Genomic DNA, 11,848 nt, shown 5'->3' with positions numbered 1-11,848 from the left:
TTATGTGCAACACCTTTTCTCTGTTTATTTCTCTAACTCGATTAGTAGGTCACCTGTTTGAATGGCTTCACCATTTGATACATAAATATCTTTAACAAAGCCTGAGAACGGAGCTTGAACCGTCGTTTCCATTTTCATAGCTTCTGTAATCATCAAGTGATCACCTTTTTCAACCTTTTCGTCTTTAGAAACTAACACTTTAATCACTGTTCCTGGCATTGAAGCACCGATATGAGTTTCTTTCTTCGGATCTGCTTTAATCTTAGAGGCAACAGTGGACTTAATACTTTCGTCCTTAATGACAACCTCTCTCGGCTGTCCATTTAACTCAAAGTAAACGATACGAGTACCATCAGCTTGAGGCTGACCAATAGAGATAAGCTTCACGATTAATGTTTTACCTGTTTCAATTTCGACTTCTATTTCCTCTCCCAGTCTCATCCCGTATAGGAAAGTAGGTGTATCTAACACCGAAATTTCGCCAAACTGCTCAACCATAGTCGTATAGTCTTTAAATACCTTTGGATATAATGCATAAGCAATGGCATCAAAGCTCGTTACAGGTCTTCCTAATTCTTTGAATAACTTTTCTTTTAAAGCTGTAAAATCAACATCCTCTAACAGTTCTCCAGGTCTTACCGTGATTGGCTCTCGACCTTTTAAGATCACTTTTTGAAGTTCTTCTGGGAAGCCTCCAACAGGCTGTCCTAAGTATCCTTCAAATAATTCTACAACCGAATTAGGGAAATCGAGACTATCTCCTTTAGAAAGGACATCCTCTTCCGTTAGGTCGTTTTGAACCATATACAACGCCATATCACCAACAACTTTTGAAGACGGAGTAACTTTAACGATATCACCAAACATATGATTTACTCGCGCATACATTTCCTTCACATCTTCCCACTGGTCAGCAAGGCCAACTGCCTTAGCTTGTTGTTGAAGATTGCTATATTGACCACCTGGCATTTCGTGCTGATACACTTCTGTATGAGGTGACATCATTCCACTTTCGAAATCGTGGTAATACTTTCTCACATCTTCCCAGTAGTAAGAAAGCTGTTCTAACGCTTTAATATCTACCTTCGGCTTACGATCATTGCCTTCAAGTGCATAGTACAATGTATTTGCACTTGGCTGTGATGTTAATCCTGCCATTGTACTTAATGCTGTATCTACAATATCTACACCAGCCTCAATGGCTTTTGCATACGTAAATATTCCATTTCCACTTGTATCATGAGTGTGTAGGTGAATCGGAATATCAATGGTTTCTTTTAATTCAGATATTAATTGATATGCAGCTTGTGGCTTTAATAACCCTGCCATATCCTTAATAGCTAAAATATGCGCCCCTTGATTTTGAAGTTCTTTAGCCAAATCCTTATAGTAGTTTAAGTTATACTTCGGTCTTGATGTATCAAGGATATCTCCAGTATAACAAATGGCTGCTTCAGCTATTTTCCCTGTATCTCTTACCGCTTGGATAGCTACTTCCATTCCTTTAACCCAGTTCAGACTATCAAAAATACGGAATACGTCGATACCTGCATAAGCTGATTTCTCCACAAACTCACGAATCACATTATCTGGATAATTTTTATAACCAACAGCATTTGAAGCTCTTAGTAGCATTTGGAATAATACATTTGGAATCTGCTTTCTTAAAGTTAAAAGCCTATCCCATGGATCTTCCTTTAAGAAATTGTACGCAACATCAAACGTTGCTCCACCCCACATCTCCAAAGAAAACATATCAGGTAGTAATAACGATGTCGGCTCTGCGATATGCTTTAAATCTGTGGTACGAACACGAGTAGCAAGTAATGATTGATGAGCGTCTCTGAACGTAGTGTCTGTTAAAAGGACCTCTGGTTGCTCCTTAATCCACTTTACTAAGCCTTCTGCTCCTCTTTCATCAAGAATTTGCTTTGTTCCACTTTGAACATGTAATGAGTCTGTTACCGGGATTCTTGGCTTATCAAAAACTGGTTTTTTCTTCTTCTCAATTCCCGGGAATCCATTGATTGTTACATTTCCGATATACGAAAGCATTTTTGTTCCTCTATCTTTACGGACTGGGAACATAAATAATTCAGGCGAAGAATCGATAAATGACGTGTCATAGTTTCCACTACGGAAGTTTTTATGTTTTACTACATTCTCCAAGAATGGAATATTTGTTTTGATCCCACGAATACGGAATTCTTGTAGGTTTCTTACCATCTTCGAACATGCCTGTTCATACGTTAGAGCATGAGTCGAAAGTTTAACAAGTAAGGAGTCATAATATGGTGTAATGATTGCTCCTTGGAATCCGTTCCCTGCATCCAATCTGACACCAAAACCACCACCTGAACGGTAAGTCATTAATCTTCCTGTATCAGGCATGAAATTGTTTAACGGATCTTCTGTAGTTACACGAGATTGTATCGCATATCCCATAATACGAATATCTTCTTGTTTTGGAATACCAATTGTCTCATCATGGAGCTGATGTCCTTCAGCAACCATAATTTGCGTTTGAACGATATCAACACCCGTAATCATTTCAGTAATTGTATGCTCAACTTGTACGCGTGGATTTACTTCAATAAAGTAGAATTCTTCTCCTGAAACTAGAAATTCTACTGTTCCAGCATTTAGATAATCAACATTTTTCATTAAGTCAACTGCAGCTGCACAGATTCTATCTCTTAGGTCCTCTGAAATAGAGATACATGGTGCAACCTCTACTACCTTTTGATGTCGACGCTGAACGGAGCAATCTCTCTCATAGAGATGGACAATATTACCAAACTCATCCCCAATAATTTGCACCTCGATATGCTTCGGCTTTTCAATATACTTTTCTACGTATACCTCATCATTCCCGAATGCCGCTTTTGCTTCAGACTTTGCTCTCTCGTAAGCTTCCTTTACTTCTTCTAGGTGCCTAACGATACGCATACCTCTTCCGCCACCACCAAGTGAGGCTTTAATGATAATTGGATAGTGGTACTCTTTTCCAAAAGCAATAACTTCCTCTAAGCTATTTACTGGACCATCGCTACCAGGAATAACAGGAATCTTTGCTGCTTGGGCCTGAGTTCTAGCTTTTACTTTGTCTCCAAACATGTCAAGATGCCTTGATTTTGGGCCAATAAAGATAATCCCTTCTTCTTCACATCTTCTAGCAAAATGAATGTTTTCTGAAAGAAATCCATAACCAGGGTGAATAGCATCTACATCGCTATGCTTGGCAATGCTAATGATCCCTTCAATGTCTAAATAAGCATCAATCGGTTTTTTACCCTCTCCGACGAGATATGCTTCATCGGCTTTATAACGATGATATGCACCAGAATCTTCTTTTGAATATATAGCAACTGTTCGTATATTTAGCTCTGTACAAGCTCTAAACACACGTATAGCTATTTCTCCTCGGTTTGCAACTAATACCTTATTAATCTTTCTTTGCAAATAAAACACCCCATTCTGTATATTTATACTGAATTGTATTTATAAAAAGCGCTTGGTTTGGAAACCAAGAGCGCTTATTTTCTTATTTGAAAGCCTTCAAAACGATTAGTAGAAGTAAATGTTTCTGCTTTTTTACTATCTGTATCCTTATACTTCTTTTCGTAATTTACGAACATAGAAACATTTACTAGAATGCCCATTGAGATGGAGAGTTGCAGAATAGATGATCCACCATAACTGATAAAAGGCAATGGAACTCCTGTTAAGGGAATAACTCCCGAAACACCTGCTAAGTTAACGAATGATTGAATTCCTACCATCCCCGAAATACCGATAGCTAGCAAACTACCAAAAGCATCCTTGCTTTTTAAACCAATGTAGATCCCTTTTAGGACAATAAACCCTAAACCAAATAATACGAATGCAACTCCTAATACTCCAAGTTCCTCAGATATTACAGCCATTATAAAGTCAGTATGTGGTTCAGGTAAATACCCTAATTTTTGAACACTTTGGCCTAACCCAAGACCTTTAATACCGCCAGCCCCTAAAGCAAGAAATGAATTTACCATATGATAGCCTTCCTTTTGGGCTATTTCTTCGGCAAAAGGATTCATAAATGCTTCAAATCTTCCGACACGAACAGAGGAAAAAATTTTATCCTTAAATAATATTAGTAGTGGTATAGATGGTACAGCACCCAACATAACTAATTTGCCTATATTCTTTATATTCATTCCAGAAGATATAATTATTATCCCTGAAATAGCTACTATAAGCGCAGCTGTCCCAAAGTCGGGCTGAAGTGCAATTAAAAAGCAGACAATGATGATGAAAGCAAGAGGTGGTAGTACACCATGATTAAATTGATTGATATATGACTGCTTCTTTGCATACACTGCCGACAAGTAAACAATAACACTTACCTTGACAAATTCTGATGGTTGAAGGCTAATAGGTCCAATCTTATACCAACTTTGAGCATTTCCCGCGGAATGTCCGAATGGAAATATGAAAATGAGTAAAGTAAAGGAAAGTAACACAATCGGAATCAAAAAGCGGTTGCTAAGCATAATTTTGTAAGGAAATAAAGAAAAGAACAGAAATAATACAGCTCCACCTATTAAGAATAGTTTTTGCCGATCGTAAAAATGATCACTTTCATATCCATACCTTTGAATGGCTGTAACCATACTTGAGCTATAAATCATAACTAGTCCAAATAACGATAACAATACCACAACTAGGATTAACGAATAATCGTATGATTTTAATATTTTTTTAAACATGTAACCCTCTTCCCCATCTTCTTAGTCGTAATATGTATTATATTATAACATTGAAATTCTTGCATTTGATGTGAAGAAATTACAACTGAAAATTATTATCTTGATTATATCAAATTTTCAGAAAAAATACTTTTATAAAAAAACTCAAACAGTCTCTCTCGAGAAAGTTTGAGCTTTCGAAAGTACGTTATTTTCTTTGCGATGCTTCATGAAGGGCTGATAGTTCTCTTTCTAGTTCTCCTAAAATCGCCTTACCTTCTTTTACTTCAATCAAACCAAGGCGAACAGCAAAATCTATTTCACGAGATAGACCAAACATTTGTGTGTCCAGAACCTCTTCATATAACGGACACTGAGGCATCGTTAAGTTATCCATTTGTACTTTAATTAACTTTAGAATTTTATCAGCGTCAGCCTTTAATAAGGCATTTGCTCTTTCTTTATGATCTAATACCATGTCAGACGCCAACTTAGTCCCCCCGTTTCCGAGCGTTTATCCTATCTATAAATTTTATACGTTTAAAAGGAAAATTGCAAGGATAATAAGGAGATCCCGTACAAAGATTCAGAAATTTTGAATTTCCTCCATAAATGACTTTTAACCTTTTTACGTCTATACTAAAGATACAAAGGGGGAACTGTTATGGAAAAGATTATACCTATTCAAGGGAAAGTAGCATTTACAATCACCTTAGACCCTGGAGTGTGGATCTTTGACGATCGTCGAGTAGATCTAACTACCTATTTCGAAGGAAGTCAGGAAAAAGTGGATGATCTAGAGGTGTATAAAAAAAGCATGTCTAAGCATTGGGACCGAGAAATAATGGAAGGTGCAGTATTTCCTCCAACCTTAAAGACGGAGAAAAAATTTGAAAAAGAAAAGATATTGACAGGGACGTTCGGGATGCCACTCAAGCCATTTTTAAAAAATGCAGAAATAAAAGAAGATGCAAAAAGTCTCTTACTAGTTACTACTGAAGGTGAGGTTTCTATGCCACTAGAGGTAGGACAAGAATTAATTTTGGGTTTCTCAAAGGACGGAAAGCCTCTACTCGAAGATGGACCAGTTTATGCCTTTTATGGAGATGGTTCTAATAAGCATCAACCAATAAAAAATATCCGTTCGGTTGCTATCAAATAAAAGAAGGGCAATCCTTCTTCTATTTGATAGCTTGTTAATGCTTGTGCCATTTAAGGGTAAAAAAAATCACTTGATTATAAAAGGTCAGCTGCTAATTGAGCAAGACCGGATCTTTCCCCCTTAAATAATTTAACATGGCCTGAAACCGATTGGTCTTTAAACCTTTCGACTACATATGTAAGGCCATTATTATAAGCATCAAGATACGGATGATCAATCTGCTCTGGGTCTCCCATTAGAACGATTTTACTTTTTTCACCAACTCTTGTAAGAATGGTCTTCACTTCATGTTTCGTTAAATTTTGAGCTTCATCAATGATGATAAATTGCTCAGGTATACTTCTCCCTCTAATATAGGTAAGAGCCTCTACTTCAATGGAGCCCATCCCCGCAAGAATAGCATCCAATTCTCCAGGTTTTTTTACATTGAATAGATATTCTAAATTATCATGAATCGGTTGCATCCAAGGCCGTAGTTTTTCTTCCTTTTCACCAGGTAAGAATCCAAGGTCTTTACCTACAGGAACAATCGGTCTAGCGACTAATAGTTTTTTATATTCCCCAAAATCCTCCGTTTGCATCAATCCAGCAGCAAGCGCAAGGAGAGTCTTCCCAGTTCCTGCCTTACCAATTAATGTAACAAGTGGAATGTCTTTTCTTAAAAGTAATTCAATCGCCATTGTCTGTTGAACATTTCTTGAGCGAATTCCCCAAATATGGTCATGATCAAACACTAGCTTCTTTACTTTTTGTCGTTTTGAATCGACCATTCCAAGTGCAGATTGCGATGAGCCCATGGCATCCTTAAGTACCAAAAACTGATTCGGATAAAAAGAATACGTCGAAAATAACGATATTGGAATTTCTCCCTTTTCGTAAAACTGATTCAATACATCCACTTCCACAAATAACTCAGCATAACCAGTATAAATCGCATCATTTTCTATTACTCGGTCACTTAAAAAGTCCTCTGAATTCAAACCGATTGCATCAGCTTTAACCCGAACTAACGCATCTTTACTGACCAGAATTACTAAACGACCATCCTCTTTGGTTTCCTCTTCTAAAGATAGGTTTTTGGCTACAGCTAATATCCTGTTATCATTTGTTTTCTCAACAAAAATATCCTGGAGCTGATGAAAAGACCGGTGGTTTAACTCAATTCTCATTACTCCACCATTTTCAAGCGGAATTTTTTCATGTAATTTTCCAGTTTGTCTTAAGTTATCAATGAGCCTTGATACTTGTCTTGCGTTTCTTCCAATTTCATCCATATACCTTTTTTTCGAATCCACTTCTTCTAAGACAACGGCTGGTATAACTACCTCATTGTCCTCAAAGGAAAAGATGGAATATGGGTCTTGTAACAAGACATTGGTATCTAATACGTAAATTTTACTCAAACTGATGCCTCCTGCTCCTCTTAATTTCTATAGTAATTTGAATTAACCACATGTCCTTGCCAAAAATTCTGCTTAAGAAAAGAGCTTTGGTAAACTATATGTTTTCTTGTATAAAGATAGAAGAATTTTTGCACAATAAACGGTAACCAAACATATTCGGAGGTGGAACTTATGAGGAAAACAATGGCAATACTTGCAAGTTGCCTGTTTATTACCGCGTGCGGAAATCAGGATAATGCCACATCTAAAGCAAACCAGAACGAGGAAACACATACAATAAATGTGAAAAATAGTACAATCCCTAATATTGACCGTGAAACGGGACAAAAGGTTTCAAAGCACCTGGTTGATATAGCAACTTCCATCCCAAGTGTGAATGATGCAACCGCAGTTGTATTAGGAAGATATGCAATTGTTGGGATTGATGTGAACGAAGACATAGACAGATCTCAAGTAGGATCTATCAAATATACCGTAGCAGAAAGTTTGAAAGATGATCCACACGGTGCACGAGCAGTGGTTGTAGCTGATCCAGATATGACAGCACGATTAAGGGAAATCCAAGAAGATATTCAAAGCGGTAAGCCCTTTCAAGGCATTGTGAATGAATTAGCTGATATTTCAGGGCGCTTAATGCCTGAGGTTCCAGCGGATATCATTGATCCAAACGCTAACAAAGCCACTGAAAAAACAAAACGTAAATTAAATGAAGAAGAAACCGAAAAGTTGGAGAAAACTCAAGAAAAACAGTCAAAAGGCCATAAAGATTAACCTATTCTAAGCCAAAAGCTTAGCCCCTACAGGCTAAGCTTTTCTCATTGCATCCATGACTTGATTATCAAGACGTGTTGCTGCTGCTTTATCATAGGTCTTATCATATTCTGGCTCTACAGTTATTTTAGAGCCGTAAAACATGACGTCACGTACTTCTTTAATGGATATTTCTATTAGAGCAAGCTTTAGTGGAATATCGTTTATTTTTTCCATCTTAACACTTGCTTCTCCACTAATTGAATAGGTTGATTCATTTGCAATCATATTAATAACAACCTGATTATTCTTTTGAATGTTTTGCACAATTCTCGAACGATTATCAACCGCAAAATAGATTTTTTCATCTGTTTTTGCTAAAATCCAAGAGATGGCACTTACATTCGGCCCCCCTGTTTCAAAATCTACTGTTGAAAGCGTTACAAAACGTTCCTTTTGCAAGGCATCAAACAGCGGCTGAATTAATTTTTGTTCCACTTGGTTAGGCATACCATTCCCTCCTTATATTTCTATCTTATAACTACTTTCAAGTAGTTTCAACCTTGAAACCTTATTTCGACTTCTTGTCCTACCCATATAGAAATTTTTACTATACAATAACAGTAGAGAAAGATAAATTTTGAGGTGTGCGATTATGAGAGTAAAATGTGTAATTTGCGATAAAATTGAATCCTTACCCGGTGACTCCTTTCAAGCCAAGCGTCTTCGAAATCGTCCTATACATACATTCATGTGTAAAGAGTGTGAAGATAGAATTTCAGCACGAACACAAGAAAGAATTGCTACCGGAAACTTTAGGCTATATAAACCTAAGGACGAAGAGGACGATTGGTAAAGCGCAAAGCAGAAGCACCTTGGCCCTGTAGCTTTGACATCATGAATAAAAAAATCCGCCCCGTTACGAAACGGAGCGGATTTTTTTATTCTGGGTAATTTGCGTATCTTTCTGGTGACTCATTGATTTGATTTAACATCACTTCAATGAGCTCCCTCGGAAAGCGACTTGATTTTCGTTCCCCATCCATATCGTAATGGACATAGTACATCACTGCATCCGTTGTAACCTCGATATTTTGGAGACCTTGATCCTTAACAAGCATTTCATAAAACATTTTCTCTGTATCAACAGCAGCAGTATCGTCTGGACGTTCATCAACAACCACTTTAATCGTAAGCCAATTATAGAGTGTATCTTGTAATGATTTCATCTGATTACTCCTCTACATTCACTTGATGTTTTCTCTCTTGATGAAGCCGAATTTTATAAATGATAAGAATGGTAGCTGCAACAGCTAATCCCTCTACAATGGGAAGCCCATAAGAGAAAATCAACAAAACAAAACAGCCTAATACCAAACAAGTGTAAATGACAACATTCTTTAAGATAGACAGCTTCTTGGCAAAGCCTAATTTGTAGACAATTACGGTCAATAAAATTAACGTCACAAACTGAAGCCAAGTACCCGTTTTTACATCGGTTAGCTCAATAAAAAATCTAAGACTAGGTGAAAACCCTTGTAATCCTTCCACGCTACCCCTCTCCTTTTAAACCTTAGCTCATTTCTGCCATCTTTTTCTTTTTAGCGACTCTTTCTCTTTCGTTCTTATCTAAAATCTTTTTGCGGAGACGAATGGATTCTGGAGTTACTTCACAATACTCATCTTCATTTAGATACTCAAGTGATTCCTCAAGAGTCATAATTCTTGGTTTTTTCATCGTTGTAGTTTGGTCTTTATTAGCAGAGCGAATATTTGTTGCTTGCTTTACCTTTGTGATATTAACCGTAATGTCATTTTCACGAGTATGCTCTCCAACTATCATACCTTCATAAATTTCAGTACCCGGCTCAACAAAAATTGTTCCACGGTCTTCAACACCCATAATACCGTAAGAAGATGCTTTTCCTGATTCCATTGATACAAGTACTCCTTGACGTCTTCCACCTACTTGACCTTGTGCCATTGGTTGATAACTATCAAAGCTATGGTTGATAATTCCATAACCACGAGTTAATGTTAAGAATTCTGTTGTATATCCAATCAATCCTCTAGCAGGAACCATGAATATTAAACGAACTTGTCCACTACCGTTGTTAATCATATCTACCATTTCACCCTTACGTGCACCCATTGACTCCATAATAGAACCTGTATGCTCTTCAGGCACATCAATTTGCACACGTTCAACTGGCTCACAGCGTACTCCATCGATGTCTCTTACGATTACCTCAGGCTTCGATACTTGGAGCTCATAGCCTTCGCGACGCATGTTCTCAATTAGAATAGAAAGGTGAAGCTCCCCACGTCCAGAAACAACCCATGCATCAGGTGAATCTGTGTTTTCAACACGTAAACTCACATCCGTTTGAAGTTGAGCACGAAGTCTTTCTTCAATTTTACGAGATGTAACGAATTTCCCTTCTTTTCCAGCGAATGGACTATTATTAACCAAGAAAGTCATTTGAAGAGTTGGCTCATCAATTCGCAGGACAGGAAGTGGCTCTTGGTGTTCAACCGGACATACTGTTTCACCTACGTTAATATCCTCCATACCAGAAACTGCAATCAAGTCCCCTGCAAAAGCCTCTTGGATTTCCTGACGCTTTAGACCGAAGAAACCGAAGATTTTTGTTACACGGAATTGCTTTACAGAACCATCAAGCTTCATAAGTGCTACCTGTTGCCCAACCTTCATCGTTCCGCGGAATACACGACCGATACCAATTCTTCCTACATAGTCATTATAGTCTAATAATGCTACTTGGAATTGAAGAGGCTCTTCACGATTATCAACTGGTGAAGGAATATTTTCTACAATTGCTTCGTATAAAGATTCCATGTTTTCATCCTGCTTATCTGGGTTTACACTAGCTGTACCATTAATGGCAGATGCATAAATAACAGGGAATTCTAATTGTTCTTCAGTAGCTTCCAATTCAATAAATAAATCAATTACTTCGTCAATTACTTCAGCTGGACGAGCAAAATCACGGTCAATCTTATTTACTACAACAATTGGAGTAAGGTTTTGCTCTAAAGCCTTTTTCAATACAAAGCGTGTTTGTGGCATACACCCTTCATATGCATCTACGACAAGTAATACACCATCAACCATCTTCATGATACGTTCAACTTCTCCACCGAAGTCAGCATGTCCTGGTGTATCAAGAATATTGATACGAGTGTCTTTATATTGGATAGCTGTGTTTTTAGCAAGAATCGTAATACCACGTTCTCTTTCTAAATCATTTGAATCCATCGCACGTTCTTCCACGTGCTCATTTGTACGGAAAGTTCCTGATTGCTTTAATAGTTGGTCAACCAGAGTAGTTTTCCCGTGGTCAACGTGGGCAATAATTGCAATATTTCTAATGTCTGTTCTTAAATTCAATATGTTCACTCCTACATTTTTATATAAACTTTTATTTTTACTTTTTTAGTCATAACTGAAACATTATATCATATTCGAGGTGGAAACCTAGTAATATTTTGTGTAAAATAATTATTGGAGCGTATACCCTTTTATTTTTCACAAATTATTTACATTCTAATACCTCACTCAAGGAGGTTTTATCTTGAAATCAATTAAGTGGCCATTATTATTTTTTGCTTTAGCTTCAGCAGCTTGTATGATGGGAACGGGAATAGCCATTGGTTATCGTAGTTTAACGGGCATCCTTGCTTCGATAGTTGCACTTGTTATCGTAATGGGATTTGGATTTACGACAAAGAAAAAAATGCGAGAACAGGGGAAACTATAAAAGGGTTGGCATTAGCCAACC

12 protein-coding genes are annotated in these 11,848 nt (G+C 37.3%); 4 read left to right on the top strand and 8 right to left on the bottom strand.

Features of this window, described 5'->3' with window-relative positions:
* Positions 1 to 24: 24 nt before the first annotated feature.
* From pyc to BKO01S_RS10215, 3 genes are all read right to left on the bottom strand, one after another.
* The gene (gene pyc, locus BKO01S_RS10225) at positions 25 to 3,462 is read right to left on the bottom strand and encodes a pyruvate carboxylase (RefSeq protein ID WP_066052824.1); all 3,438 of its coding nucleotides are present in this window, start codon (positions 3,460 to 3,462) and stop codon (positions 25 to 27) included.
* Between the two features lie 74 nt (positions 3,463 to 3,536).
* Entirely contained in the window at positions 3,537 to 4,751 is a 1,215-nt protein-coding gene (locus BKO01S_RS10220) for an FtsW/RodA/SpoVE family cell cycle protein (RefSeq protein ID WP_066052820.1), read from the bottom strand.
* Positions 4,752 to 4,938: 187 nt separating this feature from the next.
* Complete coding sequence (locus tag BKO01S_RS10215) at positions 4,939 to 5,208, bottom strand: Fpa/YlaN family protein (protein WP_439951040.1); 270 nt, start codon at positions 5,206 to 5,208, stop codon at positions 4,939 to 4,941.
* A gap of 186 nt (positions 5,209 to 5,394) precedes the next feature.
* On the opposite strand from BKO01S_RS10215, the gene BKO01S_RS10210 reads away from it, so the two are divergent.
* Positions 5,395 to 5,892, top strand: coding sequence for a hypothetical protein (locus BKO01S_RS10210; protein ID WP_066052816.1), 498 nt, complete (start codon positions 5,395 to 5,397; stop codon positions 5,890 to 5,892).
* A 74-nt stretch (positions 5,893 to 5,966) separates the two neighbouring features.
* On the opposite strand, the gene BKO01S_RS10205 is transcribed toward BKO01S_RS10210, so the two are convergent.
* Entirely contained in the window at positions 5,967 to 7,295 is a 1,329-nt protein-coding gene (locus tag BKO01S_RS10205; RefSeq protein ID WP_066052812.1) for a PhoH family protein, read from the bottom strand.
* A 171-nt stretch (positions 7,296 to 7,466) separates the two neighbouring features.
* On the opposite strand from BKO01S_RS10205, the gene BKO01S_RS10200 reads away from it, so the two are divergent.
* Positions 7,467 to 8,066, top strand: coding sequence for a YhcN/YlaJ family sporulation lipoprotein (locus BKO01S_RS10200; RefSeq protein WP_066052810.1), 600 nt, complete (start codon positions 7,467 to 7,469; stop codon positions 8,064 to 8,066).
* A gap of 33 nt (positions 8,067 to 8,099) precedes the next feature.
* Here the strand turns inward: BKO01S_RS10200 and BKO01S_RS10195 are convergent, their stop codons facing one another.
* On the bottom strand, positions 8,100 to 8,555 hold the full coding sequence (locus tag BKO01S_RS10195) for a pyridoxamine 5'-phosphate oxidase family protein (RefSeq protein ID WP_066052807.1): 456 nt from the start codon (positions 8,553 to 8,555) through the stop codon (positions 8,100 to 8,102).
* A 145-nt stretch (positions 8,556 to 8,700) separates the two neighbouring features.
* Between BKO01S_RS10195 and BKO01S_RS10190 the strand changes: the two genes are divergently transcribed.
* Complete coding sequence (locus BKO01S_RS10190; RefSeq protein ID WP_066052804.1) at positions 8,701 to 8,901, top strand: YlaI family protein; 201 nt, start codon at positions 8,701 to 8,703, stop codon at positions 8,899 to 8,901.
* 85 nt (positions 8,902 to 8,986) lie between these two features.
* Here BKO01S_RS10190 and BKO01S_RS10185 read toward each other — a convergent pair whose 3' ends face one another.
* Genes BKO01S_RS10185 through typA form a run of 3 tightly spaced genes read right to left on the bottom strand, consistent with a single transcriptional unit; the run spans position 8,987 to position 11,457 of the window.
* Positions 8,987 to 9,274: a hypothetical protein gene (locus BKO01S_RS10185; RefSeq protein WP_066052801.1), complete on the bottom strand. Its 288-nt coding sequence runs from the start codon at positions 9,272 to 9,274 to the stop codon at positions 8,987 to 8,989.
* A 4-nt stretch (positions 9,275 to 9,278) separates the two neighbouring features.
* The gene (locus tag BKO01S_RS10180) at positions 9,279 to 9,596 is read right to left on the bottom strand and encodes a YlaH-like family protein (RefSeq protein ID WP_066052797.1); all 318 of its coding nucleotides are present in this window, start codon (positions 9,594 to 9,596) and stop codon (positions 9,279 to 9,281) included.
* 22 nt (positions 9,597 to 9,618) lie between these two features.
* Positions 9,619 to 11,457 carry a translational GTPase TypA gene (gene typA / locus BKO01S_RS10175; protein ID WP_066052793.1) on the bottom strand — a complete coding sequence of 613 codons (1,839 nt, stop codon included), beginning with the start codon at positions 11,455 to 11,457 and terminating at the stop codon, positions 9,619 to 9,621.
* Positions 11,458 to 11,641: 184 nt separating this feature from the next.
* Between typA and BKO01S_RS10170 the strand changes: the two genes are divergently transcribed.
* Positions 11,642 to 11,827 carry a YlaF family protein gene (locus BKO01S_RS10170; protein WP_066052790.1) on the top strand — a complete coding sequence of 62 codons (186 nt, stop codon included), beginning with the start codon at positions 11,642 to 11,644 and terminating at the stop codon, positions 11,825 to 11,827.
* Positions 11,828 to 11,848 lie beyond the last annotated feature (21 nt).

This window comes from Robertmurraya korlensis NBRC 107688 (assembly GCF_001591645.1).
Lineage (GTDB): Bacteria > Bacillota > Bacilli > Bacillales > Cytobacillaceae > Robertmurraya_A.
The sequence above is the reverse complement of the archived record's forward strand: the minus strand, read 5'-3'. Positions and strand labels throughout refer to the sequence as shown.